Below are 26,616 nucleotides of genomic sequence, written 5' to 3'. Positions count from 1 at the left end.
GCCCATTCTCTCATTCCATCATTTTCTCATTCAAAATTATCTAAGCCCTTTTAAGCGTAAACAATGTAATCTCCGGCAACACACCAACTCTGCCCGGATAGCCTAAGAAACCATAGCCTACATTTACATAGAGCTGTTGTTTCTGTTCCTGGTACAAACCTGCCCATTCCTTGTAGATGTATTGCACCGGGCTCCATTGATATTCTTTCAGGCGAACGCCAAACTGCATTCCGTGTGTATGGCCACTAAACATGGCATCTATTTGTGGGTATTTTTTTAATACTTCTCCTCGCCAGTGTGAAGGATCGTGACTCAATAATAATTTTACCGGTAAATCGTCCGTGTTTTGAACGGCCAGTTCCATTTTACCATATTTAGGAAAGCGGCCCATGCCCCAGTTCTCAATTCCTAAAATACCGATTTCCTCTCCATCAACTTTTAGCCTGCGGTGATCATTCATTAGAAGGTCATAGCCCATTAGTTTATGCACGTCTACCATATCCTTGAGGTTTTTAACCTTGGCAGGTGAAGATTCTTTTCCAAAATAGTAATCTCCATAATCATGATTTCCGAGCGAAGAGTAAACGCCGAGCGGTGCTTTCACCTTCGAAAATATATCCTGATAGTCTCTTACTTCATTAGTGAGATTGTTAACTAAATCGCCGGTAAAGAAAACAAAGTCTGGTTTTTCTGCCATCAGCAATTCCACACCACCTTTCACGGCAGTTTTATTATAGAAACTACCTGAGTGGATATCAGAAATTTGTGCCATGGTGATCCCATCGAATGCTTTTGGCAGGTTTGGTAGAATTAAATTCACCCTTCTCACCTGGTAATCGTAAGCACCAGAAATAATACCCCAGCTTAAGGATGTTAACGGTACAGCAGCTGCTACCAAACCTGCTTTAACCAGAAACTCTGAACGGGAAATCTGATCTGTTTCGTTGATTGGTTGATCTTTAATTACGGCTTTCTTTCTGAATATTTTAATGTACAGCCTTCTGATATCATCCAAAACTAAAAAAGGCAACATGGCCATTTTGCAGGCTACCGTTAAAAAGAATGCCACGAGAATAATCGCTCTTAGCGTTAAAAAGAGATTAAGGTAAATTCCGGCAAAAACGCCAATAATCAGCAATATACTGTAACTCCAATATGCAACAGTGAAGATTTTTTTTGTTGATGGTTTCCATTTTTTGAAAACCGAGATAATCGCTTTGAAACAATAAACATCGAAGGCGAGGATAAAAATACAGGCGGCAATGATAAAAGGTAATCTTCCCATAATCGGGTTTTGAAATTTTAGTTAAAAAATAAGGCAGGTTTTTGGCCTGCCTAAAATTAAAGAATTTATAATCTAAATATAGAATTATCTAAAATCGTCTTCGTCCTCTTCTTCATCAAATTCTGCATTAAACAAACTGCCAAACATATCGCTGAAACCGAAACCACCATTCAGATAGTTTTTGCTCAACTGTGAGTACTCAGCTAATCCGTGCAATACAAATTCCATTAAAAGCAAGGTTTGATTTTCGCTCAATTTTGGATGAAACTTTTTAACAGTATCGTACAGGTTTGGTACCAGCATCAATGCTTTTTTGTATTGAATATTGGTTAAGCTATCGGTAACATCAACATTGTTTCCTTCCGTAAACCATTCGGTAATTTCTGTGTAAGGGTTTGTATCTTTTGTCTTCTTCGCCTTTTCAGGATCTGGGAAATACCGGGCAAATAGAGTTTTTACGGCTTTACCAATCAAAGTAGTGGCTACATGTGCAGGTCCTTCCAGTTCACCTTCATAAACCAATTCAATTTTTCCAGTTATGGCCGGTATGATTCCAGCTAAATCTGATAAGCGAACGGATGTATTTTTCTCACTCGAAATCAACATTCTTCGTTCAGCAGTGCTGATTAAATTTTCGTATGCCGAGATGGTCAACCTTGCTGAAACGCCAGATTTTTGATCAATGTATTCACTTTTGCGCGCTTCAAAAGCAATTTGCTCGATTAGGTCTTTTACCAAGCCATCAGCCTCGATATTGGCACGCTGTGAATCTGTTAATTTAGCTTCCTGGAAAGTAATTTTACGCGAGATTTCGATGCTTTTTGGATAGTGGGTTAAAATCTGACTTTCAATCCTATCCTTCAACGGCGTTACAATGCTTCCACGGTTGGTATAGTCTTCTGGGTTTGCAGTAAATACAAACTGAATATCTAGAGGTAAACGCAGTTTAAAACCACGAATCTGGATGTCTTTTTCTTGTAGCATGTTAAATAATGCCACCTGGATTCGTGCTTGCAAATCAGGCAATTCATTAATTACAAAAATGCTTCGGTGTGCACGTGGAATTAACCCGAAATGGATTACCCGCTCATCATTATATGTTAGCTTCAAAGTTGCTGCCTTGATCGGATCTACATCACCAATTAAATCGGCAACGGTTACATCAGGCGTAGCTAATTTTTCTGTATAGCGATCGCTGCGATGCAACCAGGCAATTTCGGTATCATCACCCTTGGTGGCAATTTCATTTCTCGCGAACCAGGAAATAGGGTTTAACGGATCATCAAAAATTTCGCTTCCGGCTACGTAAGGCACATACTCATCTAAAAGGTTAACCATCAAACGGGCTATCCGCGTTTTCGCTTGTCCGCGTAAACCTAAAAGTAAGATGTTGTGGCGGGAAAGGATTGCCGTTTGCAATTCTGGAATTACGGTTTCATCGTAACCGATAATTCCTTCAAATTCTGTTTTTTTATCCCGGAGAACGGAAATCAGATTTTCTCTAAGTTCCTCTTTAACCGATCTTGATTTATATCCTGTGGTTTTTAATTGTCCTAAAGTGGTATTTTGCATATTGAGGTTTATGGTGAGGTTTAGGTTTTAAGTCTTGCCTTGTGCAGAACTGTAGTCTAAAGCTGTCTTTTATTTTTAATAAGATATCAGTTTTTAATTTGTTGGCTTGGGTTTTACGCTATACCTCCGGCCTTCCTTTTACTTTACTGTTTTTCTTCTGTTTTTTATGTAATCTTCAAAAATGTATTCGCCTAAGCCAGTTAATGAACTGTAGAAAGCTCTTCCGCCATTAATTTCTGTAAACTGACGGACAAATTGTTGTAAATATGGATCTTTCGCAATCATAAATGTAGTGATTGGAATTTTTAAGCGTTTACACTGCGCCGCCATATTCAGTGTTTTATTAATCACTTTTCTATCCAGGCCCATGCTGTTTTTGTAATACTTACCGTTTTCTTTCAAACAGGTTGGTTTCCCATCTGTAATCATGAAAATCTGTTTGTTATGCGTTTTACGCCTCCGCAATAAATCGGTAGCCAGTTCTAAACCAGCGAACGTATTCGTATGATAAGGTCCAACTTGCAAATAAGGCAAATCTTTGACGGTAATTGGCCAGGCATCATTCCCGAAAACAACAATATCCAAAGTATCTTTCGGGTATTTGGTTTTGATTAATTCGGCTAATGCCATTGCTACCTTTTTCGCGGGGGTAATCCGATCCTCTCCATACAAAATCATGGAATGTGAGATGTCAATCATCAGTACGGTAGAAGTTAAGGTCTTGAAATCCTTTTCTTCTACTTCCAGATCCCTGTCAGTTAAAGTAAAATCGCCAATACCGTGGTTAATCTGCGCATTCTGAATCGATGCTGTCATGTCGATCTGGTCTAAACTATCGCCGAAGTTATATTCGCGCCTGTCGGCATTCTTCTCTTCGCCAATACCAGATTGATTGCTGTTGTGATTTCCACGGCCAGATTTTTTCAGTTTCCCAAAAATTTCATCAAGGGCAGATTTGCGAATTGTTTGTTCAGTTTTGGCTGTAATTTTAAATTCTCCCGATTGATTATCTTCTGTCAGGTAGCCTTTATCTTTCAGTTCATCGATAAAATCGCCAATGCCGTAATCATTATTTGTTAATTTATATTGCTTGTCGAGTTCGTTCAGCCAGCTTAAAGCCTCTGCTGCATCTCCTGCTGTATAGTTTAGCAATTCGCTAAACAATTTCAGCAACTCATCGAACCCACCTTTTGGCGTATCGCCAGGCTTGTAATCAGAAAAACGAAAACCTCTCATGTGCTTTTAATAACGGATATCCGAAGGTAAAAGTTTCGATCTGGATTAATTTAAGCGCGATGTCATATTTAGGAGGTGAAAGGGGCATTTATTGTTGGCCGTTTTGACCGTTTTTCGTTATGCTGGTTTAGAATAATGGAGACATTTCCAGCGTAATGATGCTGGCATGATCACTAAGCGCTTTCAATTCAACGTGGTTTAAGTCCCAAAGGGCCAAGCCATCTCTGGTATGCAGCAATTGGCCTTCAACTTCAAAGGTGCCATCAATAATAAAGGTGTAGAATTTGTTTTGTTTGTTTTTTAATTGGTAAATCACCTCTTTATGCCCTGCAAGAAGGCCTGCGGTTAATCGAAATGGAAGTTTAGGACTAGAGATTAGGTCGAAAAGCTGATTCTGTTTGTTTTCCAACTCAAAGTTGAATAACATTTCACTTGCTTTAAGCAAAAACAAATCGGTCTTTAATCCGAGCTGGATATAATTAACAGTATCGACTGGATTAGAATTACTGATTTCCAACACCTCGCCCTTACCCAGGTTCAAAACCTGAATTTGTCCGGTTTTTACTGTGAATTCTTTGTTGCCCTGCACAATGTCAATTTCACCAGTTACAGGGATAAATATTTGGTAGGAGTCTGCCTTCGATAAGAAAAAAGCCATTTTTCCGCCTGCTAAATATTCATCATTGCAAATAAATAAATCTCCAAAAGCTTCTTTATGTTCGTTGTGATACTGATCAAAATTAAAAGTGCTGTATCTTCTAACCGTGGCAGTTTCAGTTAGGCCTCTTTGGTTGGCAAAGTATATTTTTCCTGAAGAAATGTCCATAAACTAATTAATGGTTTTAGTGGTGTGGATGCTTAAGATAAGTTGAATCTTAAATCGGTATAACATGGGTTATCTGTAGTTTTTCAGTAACAAAGCGTGATAATCGTTTTTAACAAGGGGTAAAAGTAAAAATTTTTAGACTCGAGGAGCATGAAAAATAAAGTGAATAAGCTGAGGTACAATTTTTGAGGTGTTGAAGTTTCTTTTTATAAAAATTAAAACTAGCTTTGCCGCTATTGATGAAACACCTTGTTACCATATCACTTGTATTTTTTAGCTTAACGCATTTGGCCAAAGCCGAACGCATTGAAGGGCTAAGATTATTAAATGAATATTGTAATGAATATAGTACAAGTGTTAATAGCGTAGAAAATGGCGCTGTTCGGCTTAATGAAGAACGGAATCCTTATTTACTATCGTATACAAGGCTTGCACTGATAGGAACTCAAAGTCCTTTAAAAGTTGCCAAGTACATCAATTCAAATCAAGTTATCGCTGATTTAACCATCAGAAAAAAGCCGAAAAACAATAGTCCATAATACTATTAGGTAAGTCTATACAGGGTTTCTTTACCCTCATTTATCACAATAACTGTCAATCTGACTTTAATAAGACAATGGCTTGGTTGTTGTGCATTTCTTTTTTTAATATAAATACGATTTAAAATATAATAATGTTAGGATTTTTAGCGAAGATTTTCGGAAGTAAATCAGATAGAGACATAAAAACGATACAGCCCCTGGTTGTAAAAATAAATGAAGAATATGCTAAGTTATCTTCGATTAGCAATGATGAATTGCGAGCCAAGACAATTGAATTTAAAGGCAGAATTTCTACTTTTTTAACTGATATTGATGGAAAGATTTCAGCCTTGAAAGCTGATGCAGAAAGCAATGATTTAGATCTTCATCAAAAAACAGCTATTTACGATCAGGTTGATGCATTAGGCAAAGACCGCGATGCGGAATTAGAGAAAGTATTATTGGAAATCCTTCCTGAGGCTTTCGCCGTAGTGAAAGAAACTTCACGCCGTTTAAGTGAAAACGAGTTTCTGGAAGTTACTGCAACACAACATGACAGGGATTATGCAGCACGCAAAAGCAATGTTAAAATTGTTGGTGATAAAGCCATTTGGGCAAACCGTTGGGATGCTGCCGGAACTGAAGTGGTATGGAACATGGTTCATTACGACGTTCAGTTAATTGGTGGTATCGTTTTACACAGTGGTAAAATCGCCGAGATGGCTACTGGTGAGGGTAAAACCCTGGTAAGTACATTGCCAGCTTACTTAAATGCATTAGCAGATCAGGGGGTGCACATCGTAACCGTGAATGATTACCTGGCGCGGAGGGATAGTGAGTGGAATGGCCCATTGTTCGAATTTCATGGAATAAGTGTTGATTGTATTGATAAACACGAGCCAAATTCTGAAGAAAGAAGAAAGGCTTATGCTGCGGGGATTACTTATGGTACCAACAATGAATTCGGTTTTGATTACCTGCGTGACAATATGTCGCAAACGCCAGACCAATTGGTGCAACGTAAACAGCACTTTGCCATGGTGGATGAGGTCGATTCAGTTTTAATTGATGATGCCCGTACACCTTTAATTATTTCAGGCCCGATTCCTCACGGAGATCAGCACGAATTTTATGAGTTGAAACCACGCATCGAGCGTTTGGTTAACGCGCAGAAAGCTTATGTTAGTCAGGCTTTAAATGAAGCCAAAAAATTAATTAACGCGGGTAATAGCGGTACGGAAGAAGGTGAAGGTGGTTTAGCATTATTACGTGCTTACCGTGGTTTGCCGAAAAATAAAGCTTTAATTAAATTCTTAAGTGAAAGCGGTGTTCGTGGTTTACTGTTAAAAACAGAGAACTACTACATGGCAGATCAGTCTAAGAATATGCCTAAGGTGGATTCAGAATTGTATTTCTATATTGATGAGAAAAACAATCAGGTAGAGTTAACAGAAAAAGGGATTGAACTCATTACCCAATCTGGTGAAGACCCAACTTTCTTTGTATTACCAGATGTGGGTACAGAAGTTGCAGAATTAGAAAAATCAGACTTGCCTTTAGAGGAAAAAGTAACCACCAAAGATGCTTTAATGCGTGATTATTCTGTGAAAGCAGAACGTATTCATTCTGTAAACCAATTATTAAAAGCTTATACTTTATTTGAAATAGATGTAGAATACATCATCGATGAAGGAAAGATTAAAATTGTAGATGAGCAAACAGGTCGTATTATGGATGGCCGTCGTTATTCTGACGGGCTACACCAGGCGATTGAAGCAAAAGAAAATGTTAAAGTTGAGGATGCTACCCAAACTTATGCAACCGTAACCCTGCAGAATTATTTCAGGATGTACCACAAACTTTGCGGTATGACGGGTACTGCAACTACCGAAGCTGGTGAGTTCTGGTCGATCTATAAATTAGATGTAGTAGAAATTCCAACCAATAGAAATATCTCCAGAAGAGATGAACAGGATTACGTTTACCGTACCGTTCGGGAAAAGTATAATGCCGTAGCGGATGAGATTGTGAAATTAACACAAGCTGGTCGCCCGGTATTGGTGGGTACTACTTCCGTTGAGATTTCGGAATTATTAAGCAGAATGCTTAAGCTTCGTGGAATTAAACACAATGTATTAAATGCGAAGATGCACCAGAGAGAGGCAGATATTGTTGCTGAGGCTGGTCAGGCAGGAACCGTTACCATTGCGACCAACATGGCTGGTCGTGGTACGGATATTAAGTTAGGTGCTGGTGTTAAAGAAGCAGGTGGTTTAGCAATTGTGGGTACAGAACGCCATGAGTCTCGTCGTGTAGACAGACAGTTGCGCGGTCGTGCTGGTCGTCAGGGCGATCCTGGATCATCTCAATTCTTCGTGTCATTAGAAGATAACTTAATGCGTTTATTCGGTTCTGAACGAATCTCTGGCATTATGGTGCGGATGGGGATTGAAGACGGTGAAGTGATTCAACATTCGATGATTACCAAATCAATTGAACGTGCACAGAAAAAAGTAGAAGAAAATAACTTTGGTATTCGTAAACGTTTATTGGAATACGATGATGTAATGAACTCACAACGTACGGTAATTTATGCTAAACGTAAAAACGCTTTGTTTGGCGAACGTTTAGACGTAGATATGAACAATATGGTTTATGATGTTGCAGAAGATATCGTAACGGAGTACAAAGAAGAAGCAAATTATGAAGGTTTCAAATTAGAAGTGATTAAAAATTTCTCTTTAGATACTGCCATCACTGAAAAAGAATTTTCATCAACCAATGTTGCACAATTAACAGAAAAGTTATTTGATGAAGCAGAAACTTTCTATGCCCGTAAATCAGAGGCTGTAATTCAGCAGTCTTTACCAGTGTTAACGCAGGTTTACGAAGAACGCGGTGAGCATATCGAACAAATCGTTGTTCCGTTTACCGATGGTATTCGTGGTATTCAGGTGGCTGTTGATTTAAAGAAAGCGATTGATAACCAAGGAAAAGAAGTAGTTCGTTCATTCGAAAAAACCATTGTTCTTGCGTTAATTGATGACAGCTGGAAAGAGCATTTACGTGAAATGGATGATTTAAAACAATCAGTTCAAAATGCGGTTTACGAACAAAAAGATCCACTGGTAATTTATAAAATGGAGGCTTTCAACTTATTTAAAAACATGCTTAATGCGGTGAATAAAGAAGTAGTGAGTTTCTTGTATAAAGGTGGTATTCCGGTTCAGCAAGAGGCTGAAGACTTGAGAGAAGCACCAGCACCGGTAAAACAACCTAAGTTACAAACCACCAAGCAAGAGTTTGGTAGAGAAGAACCAGGTATTGAATTTGGTGATACCCGCGAAGCCGTTCCGCAACAACCTGTTCGTAAAGAAGCAACTGTTGGTCGTAACGAGCCTTGCCCTTGTGGAAGTGGTAAAAAATACAAAAACTGCCACGGCGCAAATTTGTAAGATAAATTATATAACACATTATTAAGGCCTTGACTTTCGTCAGGCCTTTTTTTTTACTTCAGTATTTTTAATAGTGGTAAATGTTTATATATTTATTGACGTAAGATTTCTATGTTTTCCACTAAATCTAACCGAATACTTTCATTGAAATAACAAGTCATAATAAATTGGTAGGCAATTTATCATGATACCTTAATGAGAAAATATGGAGCTGAAACCATTAAAACAGGGCGGAACTGAAAGGCCATAAGAGTAAGACACACAAATAAATCACACACAAATGAAAAAAGCTTTTACCGTAGTCGCTGTCTCGGCAACATTGATGTTTTCGAGCTGCGCAACAATTTTTACCGGAACCAGGCAGAATGTTCAAATTAACTCTTCTCCTCCAGCTGCAGACATTGAGGTAGATGGCCTTAAAGTAGGCGTTACCCCAATGGCTGTTTCATTGAAGAAAGGATTTACCGGCCAAACAGTAAGTCTTAAATTAGAAGGTTATGAGACGAAGATGTTTCAACCAACCACAGATTTCAATGCTGTATCAGTATTAAATTTTATAGGTTTGATTGGCTGGGGTGTTGATGCCGCAACTGGCGCAATGATGAAGTATAATCCTAAAGTTTACGAGATTCAATTAGATAAGAAAAAGTCTAATTCGTATTTTGGAAAAGCCAAATTTTGAAAGAAATTTGGCTTTTCTTTTGTTTTTTAATTTTATTTTTTTTGATAAATGGAAACATTAACTATTAACATTCCAGAAGATAAAAGTACGATTGTTAGGCAAGTTTTGGAAGAGTTTGGTGTGACTATTGTGAGCGCAAATGCGCAAAATAAACCGTTGTTGTTTTCCCCTGAGCAGCAGCAAGAAATTATTTCATCCCAGAAGCAAATTGAAAATGGCTTGTCTATAGACCATGCAACGCTTAATGATGAAATAACTGAATGGCTAAAAAAATAATCTAATATCAGTTTTACTGATGGATTTTTGTTAACTACCTATTATTGAATAAGTCTTGTTAGGTAAAACTAAGTTAATTAGTATTATATTTGTTGGTAGCTATGAAAAAAAGAAACTTAAATCAAGAACTTGGAGGTGGAATATATACCATTCCTGAAGTAGCTTTTATTTTAAAGCTGCCTACAGCTAAAGTACGCCGATGGATGAAGGACTTTTGGGATGACAGATTTTCCAAAAGTAATTATGTTGAATACTCTTGGGGAACTGGTCGTGAAAAGGGTACAAATTTTTTTACATTAATAGAATTTTATGTTTTTTATCAATTAAGAGAAATCAATGTTAGTGTCAAGAAAATAATAGCAGCTCATCAAGAAATGGCTGAGCTATTAGAAACAGCATATCCATTTGCAAGTTCAAAGATATTATCAGATGGTAAGAGTATCTTATTTACATTAAATGATGGTACGGTTGTTAATGCAGACAAGTCTAGACAAGCGGCTTTTAAACAAATAATTGAAGATTTTTGTAAGAAAATTGAATTCTCCAAATTTGATATTGCAGAGAGATTTTATCCATTAGGGAAAGAAAAACATATTATTATAGATCCCCATCACCAGTTTGGGCAACCAGTTATAGAGGAAACGAATGTTTTGGCACAAACGTTATATGATTTATACACTGCTGGAGAATCTGTAGTTTTCTTAACAAGGCTCTATGATCTTCGGGAGATAGATGTGGTTTGTGCAATTGAATTATTCAATAGTAGAGCTGTGGCATGATAAAAGTGCTAATAGATGAGAATCTTTCAAAATATTTCGCCGATGGCTTAAACAAATTACAGTATCCTCTTGGGAATGGTATTGAAGTAACATCAATTGAAAAAGAGTTTTTTAGAGGGATAAAAGATGAAGATTGGATTCCAGATTGGGGAAATCAATCGGGCATTTTTATTTCTCAGGATTTAAGAATCTATTCAACCAGATTACAGGCAGCACTTTTGACTAAACATAATATTGGCGCATTCTTTTTAAAATTGCCAAAAGGTTATCGATATTGGGATAAAACACAGGTAATTATTAAACATTGGATTGAAATAGTTAAGATTATCGAAATGAATAAGCCTCCTTATGTTTATTTTATTTCGGCAAAGCGAATCACCAAGGGATAATAATACTAAGATTGTCCAGCATTTGCACAACCCATAAAGAATGCCGAATTTTGCAGCGAATTCGGCATTCTTGTTTTAAAACAATTTTCGTTTGTCCGCTGTAATATCATCATGAAAATATTTTACTCCATCATCTTTTGTTTATTGTTATTTAAGGCTTCTTTTGCACAAAAAGGAGAGGTTATCGTTATTAAAGATCCATTGATAGATAGCTTAATAGCCAAACGGATGGCTGTATACAAAACAGCTGGAGAAGTAAAGCCAGGGAAACCAATCGTTTCATCTTTCGGCTATCGGGTGCAAATTTTTTATGGCTCAGACCGCAGGGAAGTATTTAATCAGCAAGCCCGTTTTAAATCATTATACCCAAAACTCAATACTTATTTGATTTATAAAGAGCCCAACTATTACGTCCGGGTGGGTGATTTCAGGACCAGATTAGAAGCTCAGCGATTAATGAGTGAAATAAGACCAACCTTCCCAACGTTATTTATATTCAGGGAAAAAATTAATGCACCACAACTAGATATCACCACAGATGATCAAAGATAAAATTAAGGATTTAGCAACGGCTATTTTCAATGATGTTGTTGGCTATCGCCAGCATTTACATGCCAACCCGGAGTTATCCTATCATGAATTTGAAACTTCTGCATTTGTTAAAGAAAAATTAACAGCTTGGGGAATAGAATTTACAAGTTGTGCCAATACCGGCGTTGTTGCTTTGCTAAAGGGAGATCTGCCATCAGATAAAGTCATCGCTTTGCGTGGCGATATGGATGCATTACCCATCACTGAGATCAGCGATAAACCTTATGTTTCTAAAAATCCTGGCGTAATGCATGCATGTGGGCATGATGTGCATACCTCATCATTGCTGGGTACTGCCTATATCTTAAGCCAATTAAAAGCAGAATTTGGCGGAACCATCAAATTTATCTTTCAACCAGCTGAAGAATTACTTCCTGGTGGTGCCAGTATCATGATTAAAGAAGGTGTATTGGAAAACCCGAAACCAGATTATATTGTTGGTCAGCATGTAATGCCGTTAATTGATGCAGGAAAAGTTGGTTTTCGTTCTGGGATTTACATGGCTTCTACTGATGAATTATATGTTACGGTAACCGGTAAAGGTGGGCACGGTGCGCAACCGCATCAAAACATTGATCCGGTTGTGATTGCCTCGCATATCATTATCGCCTTGCAGCAAATTGTTAGTCGCAATGCTGATCCACGTATTCCCTCTGTCTTATCTTTTGGGAAAGTAACGGCTAATGGTGCGACTAATATTATTCCAAACGAAGTTAAAATTGAGGGTACCTTCAGAACACTTGATGAAGACTGGCGCGCTGAAGCACACAAGCGCATGAAAAAAATGGCAGAAGGTATTGCAGAAAGTATGGGCGGAAGTTGCGATTTTGATATCCATAAAGGCTATCCTTTTTTAATTAACGAAGAGAAATTAACGGCAAATGCAAGAACATTCGCAGAAGACTTTTTAGGTAAAGAAAACGTAGTCGATCTGGATATCTGGATGGCTGCAGAGGATTTTTCATTTTATTCACAAGTAACAGATGCTTGCTTTTATCGCTTAGGTACAGGAAATGCAGCAAAGGATACACAATACTCTGTCCATACGCCAAAATTTGATATTGACGAGGATGCATTGAAAATCTCCACTGGATTAATGGCATATATTGCATTGAAACAGTTGGATAATTAATACCGTTCAGCGCTATCTCGTTTTAAAATTAAACAAGGCATCGTTTTTGCCAAGCTACATAAGCATGAAAAAAATATTACTAGTCCTGATTACCGCCTCCTTGTTTTATAAAGGTTTTGCGCAGGAAATTCCGCGTTTCAATCCGGATACAATAAAAACCATCACACTGGATTCTACAGTTAACATCAAGGCAGAAAAGCTTAATATTGAAACTTTTATCAATAAGGTAATTAACGATACTTCCTTTTATCAATCCTTCAGGGATATGAAACGTTATAGTTTTATCGCCGAAAACAGGATTTACACTTACGATAAAAAAAATAAGGTAGATGGAAAGATTTATCGTAAAATAAAACATAATAATAACGGTCCTTACAAAATGGAATACCTGGTAAAGCAGGATACAGGTAAGGTTTATAAGAAAAACGGCAAATATCAGTTGTATACAGTAGAAATGTTTGATTACATTTTTATGAATGCCTACAATACCGATTTTGTACCGAATGCACCAAGCGGCGATGGCAAAGGCGGAACAAACGAAAGTTATAAAGACAAACTCAAAACATTAATATTTAATCCTGGTCGCCCGATAAAGGTGCCGTTTATAGGCAGTAAAACAGAAATATTTACCGCCAATATGCGTCAGTATTATGATTACGCTTTTACCAGCGGAACTTACCTCGATTCTATCCCGGTGTACCGCTTTAAAGTTTCGGTTAAGCCAGATTTAAGCAGCTGGACAAAGGATGGAATAATGATCAAGGAATTGGTAACGATTTTTGATAAACGTAATTTCAATATTCTCGGCCGGTATGTAGATATGAAATATGGCAATATGTTATTCGATTTCAATGTACAGATGAACATTGAAATGGGGTATTTCGGAGAAAATAAATTGCCCACCAAAATTACGTACCAGGGCAACTGGGATTATCCCTTTAAAAAAGAAGAGCGCGCAAGTTTTCTAATCGTGCATAAAGACTATAAGCTGGAAAAGGGCAAATAGAATTTAGCTGGCACATCAAAGATTCTTATCTTTAAGCAATTATTTAAACCAGCAAAATGAAATCGTCTTCCCGTACCGTATTTAAAATTATTTTGGCACTTCTGCTGCTTGTAAATAACAATTTACAAGCTCAGGTGCTGTCTTCAAAACAGATTGATAGTCTTGTAGAAAAAACACTTACTACTTTTAACGTTCCTGGTATTGCAGTTTCGGTAATTAAAGATGGAAAGGTTATTCACCTGAAAGGTTATGGGGTTAGCTCCATTAAAACCAACCATAAAGTAGATGAAAATACACTTTTTGGGGTTGCATCAAACACCAAAGCCTTTACCGCAGCAGCATTGGGTATGCTTGTGGATGAAAAAAAAATCACCTGGGATACAAAAGTGACTGATGTGATTCCGGAATTTAAAATGTACGATGCCTATGTAACGAGTGAATTCACCATTCGCGATTTGCTTACGCACCGCAGCGGTTTAGGTTTAGGAGCGGGAGATTTGATGATCTGGCCAGATTCTTCAACTGTAGATAAAAAGCAACTGATTCATAACCTCCGTTATTTAAAGCCTGTATCCTCTTACCGGACTAAATTTGACTATGATAACCTAATGTATATTGTAGCAGGTGATATAGTCGCCAGGGTTTCGGGAATGACTTATGAAAACTTTATTGAAAGCAGGATTATCAAGCCTTTAGGTATGACTAAAACTGCTGCATCATGGTATCGGTTGAAAGATAAGTCGAATGTAATTGATGGCCACGCGCCCTATGAAGGTAAATTGTTACCTGTAGGATTGAGTTTTGGTGAGATCGCAAATGCAGCAGGTGGGATTTACTCTAGTGTAACCGATATGAGTAAATGGGTGCTGGCAATGATTAATAGTGGAAAATATGGTGAAAAACTGGATCAGAAGTTATTTAGTGAGGCAGTAGCTCACGAACTTTGGACTCCACAAACCATCATTGCAGGTGGCAATCAGGGAAGTTTTAATAGCTACGGATTGGGTTGGTTCCTCAGTAACTACAATGGTAAGTTTCAGGCTACCCACACCGGTGGCTTATCTGGAATTGTAACACAGATAACCATTTTGCCAGAATTAAAATTAGGTATCATTGTTTTAACTAATCAACAATCTGGCGCAGCCTTTAATGCAGTAACGAATTCCATTAAAGACGGCTACCTTGGGATAAAAGGTCGGGATAGAATTAAATCTGCCAACGATGGCCGTCTTGCCGATGAGAAAGAAGCCAAAGAAATAGTAACTAAACTTTGGACTGATATTGCGGCGCAGCAAAAAGCCACTTCCACAAAACCCGATCTTAAAAATTATTACGGTACTTATCACGATGCCTGGTTCGGCGACGTTACCATCAGCGATGTAAATGGTAAAATGCACTTTCAAGCTAAAAATGCACCCAAGTTGCGTGGCGATATGACGTATTACAAAGGCAATACGTTTATTGTGAAATGGTATGATAGAAGTTTGGATGCCGATGCATTTGTTAATTTCAGTTTAGATAATAGTGCCGCCGCTAATGGATTTAAAATTGAAGCCATCTCACCATTAACAGATTTTAGTTTCGATTTTCAGGATTTGGATTTCAAGAAAAATACATCAAAATAACTAACCAAAATATACAAGATGAAAACCCTGTTCAGCACCACAATTTTAATTGGCTTTTGCCTGATTATATTCACATCAATGACGTTTAAACCAAAACGAATTATCTTTTTTGGTGATTCGATTACACAAATGGGCGTATCTAAAAATGGATATGTAAACCTGATTAAAAAATCGCTCGATTCTACCAAATACGAAGTACTTGGTGCCGGAATTGGTGGAAATAAAATTTATGATTTATACCTGCGTTTAGAAGATGACGTTTTAAATAAGAAACCAGACCTGGTGGTTATTTATGTTGGTATCAATGATGTCTGGCATAAAGAGACCTCGCATACGGGAACCGATTATGATAAGTATTTTAAGTTTTATCAGGCTTTGATTAATAAGATTCAGGGAGCTGGAAGTAAAGTGGTGCTGTGTACGCCATCTGTAATTGGAGAGAAAAAAGATGGTACCAACGATATGGATGCCGATTTAAACAAGTACGCAGCGGGAATAAGGGAGTTGGCTGCAAAAAATAATCTTCCGCTTTGCGATTTAAGAAAAGCTTTCGGTGAATACGAAGCTAAAAATAATCCGGAGGATAAGGAAAAAGGTGTTTTAACAAATGATCGTGTTCACCTTAACGATATCGGCAATAAATTGGTAGCAGATCAGTTATTGCCGTTGGTAAAGTAGTTGAAGGTGATAAGTTAAATGTTATAGGTTATAAGTTATAGGTCGGGGCGCTAATCACCTATAGAATTTAAAATCCTGCTTGTCTTGATACTAAATACATGATGCTAAAGTGATAAACCGCGAAACGATAGATAAGATAATGGATACCGCCCGGATAGAGGAGGTAGTTGGGGATTTTGTGCACTTAAAGAAACGCGGAACCAGTTTAATTGGGAATTGTCCTTTTCATGGAGAGAAGACACCGTCGTTTCACGTATCGGTAACCAAAGGTATCTACAAGTGCTTCGGGTGTGGAAAAGGTGGCGATTCGGTACGCTTTATTATGGATCATGAGAAGTATTCATATCCTGAAGCGCTTAAATTTTTAGCCAACAAATATAACATAGAGGTAGAAGAAGCAGAACTTTCTCCGGAGGCTGCTGAAGCCCAAAGTGCAAAGGAAAGTCTCTACATCGTGTCTCAATATGCCGCGGCCTTTTTCGTAAAGCAACTTTGGGAAACCAGTGAAGGTAAAGGAATTGGTTTAAGTTATTTTAAAGAACGTGGCTTCAGAGAAGATATCCTCAAAAAATTTGAAGTCGGTTATTCGCCCGATGTTTGGGATGCGCTTACTCAAAATGCTACAAATGCTGGTCATAAATTAGAATTTTTAGAGTCAACGGGCTTATCAATTAAAAATGATAATGGAAAAATCTACGACCGTTTCCGCGGTCGTGTGATGTTTCCGATCCATAATTTTACCGGAAGAATTATCGGGTTTGGTGGACGAACACTGAAGACAGATAAAAACGTTCCGAAATATGTGAACTCTCCAGAGAGTGAGATTTACCATAAATCGAATGTGCTTTATGGTTTGTTTCATGCAAAAAAAGCCATTCGGGATTTAGATAACTGCTACCTGGCAGAAGGTTATGCAGATGTGTTATCGGTGCATCAGGCCGGAATAGAAAATGTGGTGGCCTCTTCAGGTACCTCTTTAACGGTAGAGCAGATTAAGCTAATTGGTCGTTTTACCCAAAACATTACCATACTATTTGATGGTGATGCGGCAGGGATCAAAGCCTCTTTACGTGGTTTAGATATGATTCTGGAAGAAGGACTCAATGTTAAAATTGTTTCTTTCCCTGATGGACATGACCCTGATTCTTACATGCATCACGTAGGTGCGGGTGCTTTCAAAACTTATCTGGAGAATAACCGAAAAGATTTTATCCTGTATAAGGCCAATGTTTTGCTCAAAGATGCTGGCGATGATCCCATTAAAAGAGCGGGCATTATCCGGGATATTGTTGAAAGTATTGCTAAGATCCCAGATCAGATTAAAGCTTCCGTTTTCATCAGAGAAAGCAGTAGCTTATTGGAGATTGAGGAAAGTGTCTTACTCGCTGAATTAAATAAAATCCGCTCTGGCAAGGTAAAAAAGAATTTTGAGAGTACGCAAAGGGCAAATGCACAAAGCAGTCAGCCAAATTCATATGGCTCTGGTGCGCCAGAACCACTCGGCCCACCAGATGACTTATGGGATGATCAGGCAGGACCATCTGGGTACGGAGAACCAAAAGTTGATACCGATGAAATTCAGGAAAGAGAGATTGTAAGGTTATTACTTGCCTACGGACACGAATTTGTAAATTGGGATAGTATCGATGACATGTACATTGGCTCTTTCGTGATGCAAAACCTGGCTGATGTTGAATTTGAAAACCAGCTTTGCAAAAGTATCATCGAATACTATAAATCTGAAATTGATAACGGCAGATTACCCACAGCAAATCACTTTATCAAGCATGAAGATCGGGATATTGCCGATTTGGCCATTACCTTATCTACATCTGAATATGCATTAAGTGAAAATTGGTTGAACAAACACTTAATTTACGTAAAGGATGAATCCATGAATCTTAAAGCGACCATTCTGGGTGGGATATTTCATTTAAAGAAGCGGAAAGTAGATCGTATTTTATCTAACTTATTGAAAGAAATTAAAGATGAAAAAGATGCCGATAATCAGATCATCCTGATGCAGAGATATAGTGTAATTAAGGGTGTGGAAAGAGAAATTAATAAGTTCCTGGGGTCTGTTATTGTGAAGTAAGGATTGAAGGTTTGGATGACTGAATGGGAGAATGATGGAATAACTGAAGGATTGAGTGGGTACACAGAACATTTAATATTTATCATTTTTATAATGCATTTGAAATAAACATTCACTTATTCAAGATTTATACATTCAATAACTCACTCATTTAATAATTTCTCTTATGGCCACGCATAACGATTTAGGTAGACAAGGCGAGGCAATTGCCAAAGCCCATCTGGAAGCCAATGGTTATGAAATTTTAGATGAAAACTGGACGTATGGGAAAGCAGAGCTGGACTTAATTGCTTACAAAAATGGCATTATGGTTTTTGTGGAAGTTAAAGCCCGAACTTCTATCGCCTTTGGTGAACCTGAAGATTTTGTAGACCAAGCCAAACAAAAGCAAATGGAATTGGCTTCTGCGGAATATATTGAAATTATGAATCATCAAAATGATATTCGTTTTGATATAATTGCGATTACCTTTACAAAAAATAATTATACATTAAATCACATTGAAGATGCTTTTTGGCCTGAAGACTAAACAAATCAGAATCCTCTTAATTTTCGGAATCACAATTGCCTTTTTAGGTGCGTGTAAAGATGATGCTCCAAAAACTTACCGCTCATTTGTTTCCCCTATGATGGGACTCAATGTTGCTTCCGGGAACGAGTTCGAGGTAAAAGTCCTTTTTGGGAAGGAAAGTAAAGTTGATTCAGTGGTTTACCTGATCGACAGCACTAAAATGGATATTAAAACCGATACCTCGGCAATCAAAATAAAAAGCGTGGGGCTGAAGTTGGGAAATCATATTATAACCGCTAAAATATATAGAGATGGAAAGTCAGAAGACTTAACGTCTAACATAAACGTATTGGCTGCTCAGGCACCTGTTGAATATACCTACAAGGTAATCAAAACCCTTCCGCACGACACTTCTTCTTATGTGGAAGGCCTGGAGTATCACGATGGTTATTTTTACGAGAGTGCTGGTGATTACGGTCATTCGAGCTTGAGGAAGGTAGAGCCAACCTCTGGTAAAGTAGTGTTAAAAGCTGATTTGGATAAGCAATATTTTGGAGAAGGAATGACGGTGGTAGGTGATAAGGTTATTCAGTTAACCTACCGGGAAAAAACGGGCTTTGTGTACGATAAAAATACCTTTAAAAAATTATTAGAATTTACTTACAGCGGTGGTACGCAGGAAGGTTGGGGATTAAATTTCGATGGAGAAAAAATCTTAAAAACCGATGGCTCCAGCACAATATTCTTTCTGGATAAAAATACTTACAAGCCAATTGGTGAAATAGAAGTTTTTGACAATAAAGGAGCCATTCAGCAATTAAATGAACTGGAATTTATTGATGGAAAAATTTATGCCAATGTTTACACCACCAACAACATTTTAATCATCAATCCCAAAACAGGTGCTGTTGAAGGTAAAATCAATTTAGCAGGATTGCTTCCTGCAGATTATTTCAAAACAGAGGATGAAAAGGCAAACAATGTGCTAAATGGAATTGCCTATGATAAAGCCGCTAAAAGACTCTTTGTAACAGGTAAAAAATGGCCGCATATTTTTGAAATAAAGATTTCCAAAAAATAGGGCTAAACGTTAAAAACGAAAAGCCAGATTTTTTTGAATCTGGCTTTTCGCGTTATTTGTCTTTTTTCTTCGAATATGCTCACGCTCGTTTCCGAACGAGCGTGGAATATCCATTCGTCTTTGACGAGGTTAATTTCATATTACATCGCTATAGCTATACACCACTCGTTATAAACAAACACAAACGAGTAAACCTCATAAATCTAATAATGCACCTTGCTCTCCGGCCTAGGAAATGATCGAAGGAGAAGCCGTTGAAATTTTTGTGCCAACGTTCCAATACCCCCAGCCCAAGGTAGCGCGAACGGCTTTAAAAATAAATCTTTACTATAAATCTAATCGAACCCTTGTGCTATCGCCTCTTAAATTCAACGCGCTAGTCCAACATCAGCTCCAAGCCTTGATTTATTCATCAGTTGCACATGTTTTTATAGGCATTCATGAGCTTGCAGAAAAGCTCGGTTTTTTTTACCTTTTTTGATCAAGCAAAAAAGTAAGAGCCCTTCGGCGGCCAGCCGAGGCAAGCCAGAAAAGTCTATTGATCAGAAACATTCAAGTCGTATTGAGACGCTACTACGAGGCATTAGCATTTAAATCATTGTCATTTTCAGCCTTTCGAAGGAATGGTAAAGAATATCTTTAATTTACTTCGAGAAGCCTATCATAACAAATCACAATAGGAAATTAAAAAGTATGGTACAACCCCTGAATCATTATTGATCTTTCCTCTTTGATTCGCTTAAATAGCCATTAAAAGTGATGGGTTGTTTGTTGTAACCGCTGGCAATTAGTGTGGCATATCCATTTGGTGTAACGCTCAAGGTAAGCCTGAAATTCTCTCTATTCAAATCTTTAGTATTGATCTGAATAGTATAATTACCTTTTTTATTTTTCTTTTCATTATAACTGAAATCTTTGGATGTAAATTTGATGCCACCTTCATTTGGGTTCATTGGAGCGCTGAATGAGCGACCGTAGTAAGGCAGATAAGCAACCACGCTATCTTTGGTAATCTTAAAATCATATTGGCTTCCGGTTAAATTAATCACTCCACCACCTTGTGATCCAGGCATGCGTGATAGAATTTGCGAAACGTCCATGTTCGACATGGGTATCGCAGAGTTGGCAACAAATGTGTACTCTTTTTCCTCAATAATCCTGATTGTTGTCGCCTTATTTGTTTGAGCCGAAAGTTGCATAGTGAAGGCAAACAAAGCGATACTCAAAACTAATTTAAAATATTTCATGATGTTGTGTTTAGTATGATAACAATTTAAAGATGTATGGGTTTAGCCATTTCCATAAACACATGCAATTATAAATTATAAGGTACGCAATTCAAAAAATGAAGTTAGTCGCTCGTGATGGACATGACATTTGATCATAAAAAAAGCCATCACATTGGGGAATGTGATGGCGCTCATATTCAATTCAATGAGGTTAGTTAAACTCGTCCATTTTTAAAGGAGGGTTGATTTTAATTTCCTTGATATTAATTGCAAATTCCTGTGAGCCTTGTGCAGTTTGAATATTTTGAGTTAAAGTGTGTGGAAACAATACATCGCCAACTTTTCTATAATCACCATATTCGGTAGATTGCGTAATTTCCATCGTACCTTTAGTTGCTGTTTTTTCATCTTTTAAAAGTAAGCCGGATTTTACATCATAATATTCAGTTTTCTTTTTACCAGATGGTGAAGTCACAGTTAATTTGTATGCATCAGCTGCGCCGACTTTAGCCGTTCCTGCAGCTTCTAATTTTGTGCCATCAGTAGCATAGTAAAGTTGGCTTACAATTCCTTTGCTTTCTTTCTTTTCCGTTAAATCATCACCGGTTAATTCTGATTTTTTCCCCATCTGCATCTGATAGCCAGTGGTACCGTTGAAAGCTTGCTTCATTGCGGTTTGCCCCATCATGGAAACTTCCATAACACTTAGGTTTGGTGCCATATCTTTCATGGTAACTGTAAGCTTTTGGCCCTGCATTTCCATTTCGGCATTTTGTTGTAGGGAAGTAATTTTCTTAATCGCAGCAGCTCCGCCAATCGCGGCAATATAGCTGTCTACAATTTCTTTAGCTGATTTAGTTGCTGTGGTACCCGTGCTTGCGGTAGCTTTAACTGGTTCTGCCAGGTTATCGAATTCACTTACGCTGAAGCCTGCTTTCTTTAAGCCTGGCGTAAAGGTTTCTGTTTTACCAACAATCACCACGCGGGTATTATCATGGTTGTAATATTTTTTAGCTATTCTTAATATATCATCCGTAGTTACAGCATTTAGTTTCTGTAAATAAGTGCGGTAAAAATCTTTAGGCAAGTTATTAATTAAAATACTGCTTGCGAAACCAGCAATCCGGGCGGGGTTTTCCAAACCTAAAGCAAAACTTCCGTTATACAGGTTCTTCGCATTTTGCAATTCTTCTGCTGTTACTTTTGTCGTGCGGATGGTATTAATTTCTTTTAAAAATTCTACCACTGCGCTATCCACTTTTTCATTTCTTACTGCCGCTGTAGCAGAGAATTTAGATTGGAAACGGCCGGCACCTGTTGAAGAATAAGCACCATAAGTAAATCCGTGTTTTTCTCTTAAATTATTGAACAACCTCGACTCTGAACCACCGCCTAAAATTTGATTGGCCAATAAAACAGGGAAATAATCAGGATTGCTCATTGGTAAATCAATTAAGTTAACTACTGTTATTTCTGATTGAACAGCATTACTTACATTAACCACATCTACTTCTGTTTTTGTTGGATTAGCAACCTTTGCCAGTACAGGAAGGGCAAGGGATGTACCTTTCCAATCGCTGAAAGCTTTTTCTGCCAATGCTTTTGCAGCCTCTGGTTTGATATCGCCAACAAAAGTTAAATAGCCACGTGAAGGTGTAACATATTTGGTGTAAGCAGCTTTAACATCTGCAAGCGTTAAGGCATTCACAGATGTTTCTGTTTCGAACTCCCCACTTGGATGGTTTTTTCCGTATGCAAGTGCATTTACCACACGAGCGGACACAGCTTTTGCATTTTTTTCATTTGATTTTAAACCAGTGATCATTTGTGACTTCAATTTCTCAAATGATGCTTCCGGAAAGGCAGGTTTACGAATACTTTCTGCCATCAACGCAAAAGCATCTGGAAAGTATCTGGTTAATGCAGATGCAGAACCACCACTAGAGTTTGCACTCACATCAGCACCTAACTGATCCACTGCCTCATCAAACTGTGCTTTAGTTTTTGTGGTTGTGCCTTCGTTTAACATGCTTCCCATTAAATTCAAGACGCCGGCTTTAGCTCCTTCGGTAATGGGGCCGGCATCAATACTATAACTTGCCGATACTTTTGGAAGTTTGTGGTTTTCGACCACCAACACCGTGATGCCATTAGCCAGTTTAAAGATAGCAGGGTCGCCTATGGTAATTACCGGAGCAGGACCTGGCTTTGGTTTTTGACTCCTATTTATGGTTTGTGCTGAAATACCTTGCGTAAATAAGGAGATTGCAGCGATGATAAATATTTTCTTCATGATTTTAACTATTAATATGAAATGCGCGCTGCTTATTTCTTAGGTAAATAATACAATACAACTCTCTGGTTTTTATTCAGGTATTTCTTAGCAATATCTCTGATCTCTTCTCTAGTAATCGATCTGATTACTTCCAATTCTTTATTGATATCGTCTGTATCTTTATCATGGAAAGTATAACCTGAAGATAGATTTTCAGCTACTCCAAGCATTCTGCTGTTGGCACTTACATAATCGTTTTCAAATTTATTCTGAAGTTTCTTATAATCGCTTTCGCTGATTAAATCCGTTTGTAAGCGCAAAACCTCTTCATCAATATCTTTCAGGAGGTCATTGAGTGGCGTATTTTTATTTGGAAGTGCGAGTGTGATATAGGCACCATAATCTTCCAGTGAATAATTAAATGCCGCAACCTGAAGCGCGGTTTTCTTTTCATCTACCATTTTGGTGCTCAGCCTGGAACTTCCTCCGCCAGATAAAATGGAACTGATCATGCCGAGAACTTTACTGTCTCTGCTTTTCATTCCCGGCACGCGATAAGCCGCGAAAATTGCGGGGATTTGAATGTTGGCATCGTAAGCCGTATCTATGATTTCTTTGGTAATCTCAGGTAATTCGTATTTCTTGCGAACAATTGCTGAGCCTTTAGGAACTTCTGAAAAATAAGACTTTACCAGCGTTTTGGTTTTATCAATATCTAAATCGCCTGCAATGGTTAACACCGCGTTATTTGGGACATAATATTTTTTAAAGAAACCAATAAATTCATCGAGCTTTGCGGCATCCAGGTGATCCATAGAGCCAATTGGCTGCCAGCGGTATGGATGAGTAGAGAACAAATGCGAGAAAATCTTTTCTGTAAACTTACCATAAGGCTGGTTATCTACGCGAAGACGCTTTTCTTCTTTTACTACCTCATTTTGTGTTTTAACCCCAACTTCATTAATTACCGGGTGCAACATTCTTTCGCTTTCTAACCATAAGCCCAATTCTAATTGGTTAGACGGAAAAACTTCGTAATAAAAGGTGCGATCCTGAGAGGTATTGGCATTGTTTTGTCCACCATTGCTGCTCACCAATTTCATAAATTCACCGCGTTTTATATTTGGTGAACCTTCAAAGAGTAAGTGCTCGAAAAAGTGGGCAAAACCCGTACGCTCTGTTTCTTCATCTTTTGAGCCAACGTGGTACATTACCGAAACGGCAACAACTGGAGCTGTTTTGTCGTGGTGGAGAATGACATGCAGGCCATTGTCTAGGTCAAATTCCGTAAACTGTACCTTTTGAGCGGATGCGCTAAAGTACAGGCCGGAAATAGCCAAGGCAAAAAGAAATCTTTTTTTCATTAGTAATTGTTTTTTAGTGATTCGAAACGATCAAAGCGAGTGCGAGCGATTATTTCAATAATAAGTTAATTTGGATTCACAAAATGTGAGTGTTTAATTGCCCTAAATTATAGGTTTAAAACAAGAAAAGCGAGTATTAAACTCGCTTTTCTTGTTTTTTTATCTCCAGACCTTGTATTGATTAATTAGGCCGTTGGTAGAACTATCATGACTTTCTACATTTTCACTGCCATCTAACTCCGGAAGAATTTTCTTGGCCAACTGTTTTCCAAGTTCCACACCCCACTGATCGAAACTGAAGATGTTCCAGATTACGCCCTGAACAAAAATTTTATGCTCATAAATCGCTACTAAACTACCTAAAGTATATGGCGTTACTTTTTTCAGCAAGATAGAGTTGGTTGGGCGATTGCCTTCAAAAACTTTAAACGGTGCAATTTTCGAAATCTCCTCCTCAGATTTGCCGTCTTTTTTCAGCTCAGCAACCACTTCTTCTTCTGTTTTACCATTCATCAACGCTTCTGTTTGTGCAAAGAAATTCGAAAGTAAAATCGGATGGTGATCACCAAGCGGATTTAAACTTTGTGCAGGTGCGATAAAATCAGCAGGAATAATTCTTGTTCCCTGATGAATCAGTTGGTAAAATGCATGCTGGCCATTGGTTCCTGGCTCTCCCCAGATAATAGGGCCGGTTTCATAGTCTACTTCATTTCCGTTTCTATCTACATGTTTACCATTACTTTCCATATCGCCCTGTTGGAAATAAGCAGCAAAACGATGCATATATTGGTCGTAAGGTAAAATAACCTGCGTTTCTGCGTTATAGAAATTGATGTACCAAACCCCTAGCAAAGCTAATATTACCGGAACGTTGTTTTCAAATTCGGCAGTTTTAAAATGATTGTCTGCAGCATGTGCACCTGCAAGAAGCGCTTTAAAGTTATCAAAGCCGATGCTTAAAGAGATTGATAAACCGATTGCACTCCATAAAGAATAACGACCGCCAACCCAATCCCAGAACTCAAACATGTTTTCGGTATCTATCCCGAAAGCAGATACATCTTTCGCATTGGTAGATAATGCTGCAAAATGCTTCGCAATGTCGTTTTCATTACCACCTTTCTCTAAGAACCATGAACGTGCAGAATGTGCATTGGTCATGGTTTCTTGTGTAGTAAAAGTTTTTGAAGCCACTAAAAACAACGTGGTTTCAGCATCCAGACCTGCAAGCGTTTCTGCAATATGTGTACCGTCGATATTAGATACAAAATGAATATTTAAGTGGTTTTTATAATGTTTCAGCGCTTCAGTAACCATCACCGGACCTAAATCGGAACCTCCGATACCTATATTTACGATATCGGTAATGGCTTTGCCGGTATAACCTTTCCAGTCGCCGCTAATGATGCTGTTGCTAAACTTCTCCATTTTAGCGAGCACTGCATTTACATCAGGCATCACATCTTTACCATCAACTAAAATTGGCGTATTACTTAAATTACGAAGGGCTATATGCAATACCGAGCGATCTTCCGTTTCATTAATTTTATCTCCGGCGTACATCGATTTGATGGCTTCATCTAATTTACATTCGCGGGCAAGCTGGATCAGCAAAGCAAGGGTTTCATCGCTGATGCGGTTTTTGCTATAATCTAATAAGATATCCTCAAAAAAAACAGAAAACTTATTGAAACGATCTGCATCTTCAGCGAAGAGGTCTTTAATACTTTTCTGATTAATATCAATAAAATGATCGGCCAAATATTTGTAAGCCGCTGTTTCTGTAAAATTTATTTTCGGTAACATAATCTTTGTTTTTTTGTAAAAGTAACAAAGCAAAAATTTAAAACGGTCTTTTTAATGTTCAAAAATTATGGTTTTTTTTAATATTTTAAGGATTGTTTAGGCATGTTGAGAAAGCCACCATCTAGCTGATAAATTTAATGCTTTGATCAAGCGAGTTAGCAGGGGTTAACCTGATTGCATTATTTATCAAAAATTCTTAGCT

Annotated in this window: 22 protein-coding genes; 14 read left to right on the top strand and 8 right to left on the bottom strand. The window is 37.9% G+C overall.

All coding sequences use genetic code 11. The features are described 5' to 3' along the window. Positions 1–40: 40 nt before the first annotated feature. From SOM16_RS02025 to SOM16_RS02010, 4 genes are all read right to left on the bottom strand, one after another. On the bottom strand, positions 41–1,285 hold the full coding sequence (locus tag SOM16_RS02025) for a metallophosphoesterase (protein WP_320462315.1): 1,245 nt from the start codon (positions 1,283–1,285) through the stop codon (positions 41–43). 84 nt (positions 1,286–1,369) lie between these two features. Then, positions 1,370–2,857 carry a sigma 54-interacting transcriptional regulator gene (locus tag SOM16_RS02020; protein ID WP_320462314.1) on the bottom strand — a complete coding sequence of 496 codons (1,488 nt, stop codon included), beginning with the start codon at positions 2,855–2,857 and terminating at the stop codon, positions 1,370–1,372. Positions 2,858–2,995: 138 nt separating this feature from the next. Further along, positions 2,996–4,093, bottom strand: coding sequence for a vWA domain-containing protein (locus tag SOM16_RS02015; RefSeq protein WP_320462313.1), 1,098 nt, complete (start codon positions 4,091–4,093; stop codon positions 2,996–2,998). A 127-nt stretch (positions 4,094–4,220) separates the two neighbouring features. Beyond that, positions 4,221–4,919, bottom strand: coding sequence for a hypothetical protein (locus SOM16_RS02010; protein ID WP_320462312.1), 699 nt, complete (start codon positions 4,917–4,919; stop codon positions 4,221–4,223). Between the two features lie 239 nt (positions 4,920–5,158). Here SOM16_RS02010 and SOM16_RS02005 point away from each other — a divergent pair, with 239 nt between their 5' ends. From SOM16_RS02005 to SOM16_RS01940, 14 genes are all read left to right on the top strand, one after another. Further along, the gene (locus SOM16_RS02005) at positions 5,159–5,458 is read left to right on the top strand and encodes a hypothetical protein (protein WP_320462311.1); all 300 of its coding nucleotides are present in this window, start codon (positions 5,159–5,161) and stop codon (positions 5,456–5,458) included. A gap of 134 nt (positions 5,459–5,592) precedes the next feature. Then, positions 5,593–8,895: a preprotein translocase subunit SecA gene (gene secA, locus SOM16_RS02000; RefSeq protein WP_320462310.1), complete on the top strand. Its 3,303-nt coding sequence runs from the start codon at positions 5,593–5,595 to the stop codon at positions 8,893–8,895. Between the two features lie 280 nt (positions 8,896–9,175). Continuing rightward, positions 9,176–9,577 (top strand): PEGA domain-containing protein, encoded by a 402-nt coding sequence (locus tag SOM16_RS01995; RefSeq protein WP_320462309.1) that lies wholly within the window; start codon positions 9,176–9,178, stop codon positions 9,575–9,577. A 48-nt stretch (positions 9,578–9,625) separates the two neighbouring features. Further along, positions 9,626–9,853, top strand: a complete 228-nt coding sequence (locus SOM16_RS01990) for a hypothetical protein (protein ID WP_320462308.1) — start codon at positions 9,626–9,628, stop codon at positions 9,851–9,853. Between the two features lie 101 nt (positions 9,854–9,954). Then, entirely contained in the window at positions 9,955–10,632 is a 678-nt protein-coding gene (locus SOM16_RS01985) for a DUF433 domain-containing protein (RefSeq protein WP_320462307.1), read from the top strand. Beyond that, on the top strand, positions 10,629–11,021 hold the full coding sequence (locus tag SOM16_RS01980) for a hypothetical protein (RefSeq protein WP_320462306.1): 393 nt from the start codon (positions 10,629–10,631) through the stop codon (positions 11,019–11,021). The genes SOM16_RS01985 and SOM16_RS01980 overlap by 4 nt, the downstream gene beginning before the upstream one ends. 111 nt (positions 11,022–11,132) lie before the next feature. Beyond that, positions 11,133–11,573: an SPOR domain-containing protein gene (locus SOM16_RS01975; protein ID WP_320462305.1), complete on the top strand. Its 441-nt coding sequence runs from the start codon at positions 11,133–11,135 to the stop codon at positions 11,571–11,573. Beyond that, entirely contained in the window at positions 11,560–12,744 is a 1,185-nt protein-coding gene (locus SOM16_RS01970) for a M20 family metallopeptidase (protein WP_320462304.1), read from the top strand. Before SOM16_RS01975 ends, SOM16_RS01970 begins: the two co-directional genes overlap by 14 nt. 64 nt (positions 12,745–12,808) lie before the next feature. Beyond that, complete coding sequence (locus SOM16_RS01965; protein ID WP_320462303.1) at positions 12,809–13,750, top strand: hypothetical protein; 942 nt, start codon at positions 12,809–12,811, stop codon at positions 13,748–13,750. Positions 13,751–13,806: 56 nt separating this feature from the next. After that, a complete protein-coding gene (locus tag SOM16_RS01960; protein ID WP_320462302.1) occupies positions 13,807–15,375 on the top strand; it encodes a serine hydrolase in 1,569 nt (522 codons plus the stop codon). 18 nt (positions 15,376–15,393) lie between these two features. Continuing rightward, positions 15,394–16,053, top strand: coding sequence for an SGNH/GDSL hydrolase family protein (locus SOM16_RS01955; RefSeq protein WP_320462301.1), 660 nt, complete (start codon positions 15,394–15,396; stop codon positions 16,051–16,053). Positions 16,054–16,162: 109 nt separating this feature from the next. After that, complete coding sequence (gene dnaG / locus SOM16_RS01950; RefSeq protein ID WP_320462300.1) at positions 16,163–18,148, top strand: DNA primase; 1,986 nt, start codon at positions 16,163–16,165, stop codon at positions 18,146–18,148. 166 nt (positions 18,149–18,314) lie between these two features. Continuing rightward, positions 18,315–18,677 carry a YraN family protein gene (locus tag SOM16_RS01945; RefSeq protein ID WP_320462299.1) on the top strand — a complete coding sequence of 121 codons (363 nt, stop codon included), beginning with the start codon at positions 18,315–18,317 and terminating at the stop codon, positions 18,675–18,677. After that, positions 18,655–19,740: a glutaminyl-peptide cyclotransferase gene (locus SOM16_RS01940; RefSeq protein WP_320462298.1), complete on the top strand. Its 1,086-nt coding sequence runs from the start codon at positions 18,655–18,657 to the stop codon at positions 19,738–19,740. Before SOM16_RS01945 ends, SOM16_RS01940 begins: the two co-directional genes overlap by 23 nt. A gap of 713 nt (positions 19,741–20,453) precedes the next feature. Here the strand turns inward: SOM16_RS01940 and SOM16_RS01935 are convergent. The 4 genes from SOM16_RS01935 to pgi form a co-directional block, all read right to left on the bottom strand. Beyond that, positions 20,454–20,987: a DUF4251 domain-containing protein gene (locus tag SOM16_RS01935; RefSeq protein WP_320462297.1), complete on the bottom strand. Its 534-nt coding sequence runs from the start codon at positions 20,985–20,987 to the stop codon at positions 20,454–20,456. Between the two features lie 193 nt (positions 20,988–21,180). After that, the gene (locus SOM16_RS01930) at positions 21,181–23,262 is read right to left on the bottom strand and encodes a pitrilysin family protein (RefSeq protein ID WP_320462296.1); all 2,082 of its coding nucleotides are present in this window, start codon (positions 23,260–23,262) and stop codon (positions 21,181–21,183) included. 32 nt (positions 23,263–23,294) lie between these two features. Then, on the bottom strand, positions 23,295–24,608 hold the full coding sequence (locus tag SOM16_RS01925) for a pitrilysin family protein (protein ID WP_320462295.1): 1,314 nt from the start codon (positions 24,606–24,608) through the stop codon (positions 23,295–23,297). 159 nt (positions 24,609–24,767) lie between these two features. Further along, on the bottom strand, positions 24,768–26,414 hold the full coding sequence (gene pgi / locus SOM16_RS01920; RefSeq protein ID WP_320462294.1) for a glucose-6-phosphate isomerase: 1,647 nt from the start codon (positions 26,412–26,414) through the stop codon (positions 24,768–24,770). Positions 26,415–26,616: the final 202 nt, after the last annotated feature.

The sequence above is a fragment of the Pedobacter sp. CFBP9032 genome, assembly GCF_034045265.1.
GTDB lineage: Bacteria > Bacteroidota > Bacteroidia > Sphingobacteriales > Sphingobacteriaceae > Pedobacter.
Note: the sequence above shows the minus strand (reverse complement) of the source record. Positions and strands in the feature narration are given on the sequence as shown.

What these genes read in the sequence shown, in the direction of transcription:
- SOM16_RS02025 (WP_320462315.1), bottom strand. Translation starts at nt 1,285, where the DNA reads ATGGGAAGATTACCTTTTATCATTGCCGCCTGTATTTTTATCCTCGCC.
- SOM16_RS02020 (WP_320462314.1), bottom strand. Translation starts at nt 2,857, where the DNA reads ATGCAAAATACCACTTTAGGACAATTAAAAACCACAGGATATAAATCA.
- SOM16_RS02015 (WP_320462313.1), bottom strand. Translation starts at nt 4,093, where the DNA reads ATGAGAGGTTTTCGTTTTTCTGATTACAAGCCTGGCGATACGCCAAAA.
- SOM16_RS02010 (WP_320462312.1), bottom strand. Translation starts at nt 4,919, where the DNA reads ATGGACATTTCTTCAGGAAAAATATACTTTGCCAACCAAAGAGGCCTA.
- SOM16_RS02005 (WP_320462311.1), top strand. Translation starts at nt 5,159, where the DNA reads ATGAAACACCTTGTTACCATATCACTTGTATTTTTTAGCTTAACGCAT.
- secA (WP_320462310.1), top strand. Translation starts at nt 5,593, where the DNA reads ATGTTAGGATTTTTAGCGAAGATTTTCGGAAGTAAATCAGATAGAGAC.
- SOM16_RS01995 (WP_320462309.1), top strand. Translation starts at nt 9,176, where the DNA reads ATGAAAAAAGCTTTTACCGTAGTCGCTGTCTCGGCAACATTGATGTTT.
- SOM16_RS01990 (WP_320462308.1), top strand. Translation starts at nt 9,626, where the DNA reads ATGGAAACATTAACTATTAACATTCCAGAAGATAAAAGTACGATTGTT.
- SOM16_RS01985 (WP_320462307.1), top strand. Translation starts at nt 9,955, where the DNA reads ATGAAAAAAAGAAACTTAAATCAAGAACTTGGAGGTGGAATATATACC.
- SOM16_RS01980 (WP_320462306.1), top strand. Translation starts at nt 10,629, where the DNA reads ATGATAAAAGTGCTAATAGATGAGAATCTTTCAAAATATTTCGCCGAT.
- SOM16_RS01975 (WP_320462305.1), top strand. Translation starts at nt 11,133, where the DNA reads ATGAAAATATTTTACTCCATCATCTTTTGTTTATTGTTATTTAAGGCT.
- SOM16_RS01970 (WP_320462304.1), top strand. Translation starts at nt 11,560, where the DNA reads ATGATCAAAGATAAAATTAAGGATTTAGCAACGGCTATTTTCAATGAT.
- SOM16_RS01965 (WP_320462303.1), top strand. Translation starts at nt 12,809, where the DNA reads ATGAAAAAAATATTACTAGTCCTGATTACCGCCTCCTTGTTTTATAAA.
- SOM16_RS01960 (WP_320462302.1), top strand. Translation starts at nt 13,807, where the DNA reads ATGAAATCGTCTTCCCGTACCGTATTTAAAATTATTTTGGCACTTCTG.
- SOM16_RS01955 (WP_320462301.1), top strand. Translation starts at nt 15,394, where the DNA reads ATGAAAACCCTGTTCAGCACCACAATTTTAATTGGCTTTTGCCTGATT.
- SOM16_RS01945 (WP_320462299.1), top strand. Translation starts at nt 18,315, where the DNA reads ATGGCCACGCATAACGATTTAGGTAGACAAGGCGAGGCAATTGCCAAA.
- SOM16_RS01940 (WP_320462298.1), top strand. Translation starts at nt 18,655, where the DNA reads ATGCTTTTTGGCCTGAAGACTAAACAAATCAGAATCCTCTTAATTTTC.
- SOM16_RS01935 (WP_320462297.1), bottom strand. Translation starts at nt 20,987, where the DNA reads ATGAAATATTTTAAATTAGTTTTGAGTATCGCTTTGTTTGCCTTCACT.
- SOM16_RS01930 (WP_320462296.1), bottom strand. Translation starts at nt 23,262, where the DNA reads ATGAAGAAAATATTTATCATCGCTGCAATCTCCTTATTTACGCAAGGT.
- SOM16_RS01925 (WP_320462295.1), bottom strand. Translation starts at nt 24,608, where the DNA reads ATGAAAAAAAGATTTCTTTTTGCCTTGGCTATTTCCGGCCTGTACTTT.
- pgi (WP_320462294.1), bottom strand. Translation starts at nt 26,414, where the DNA reads ATGTTACCGAAAATAAATTTTACAGAAACAGCGGCTTACAAATATTTG.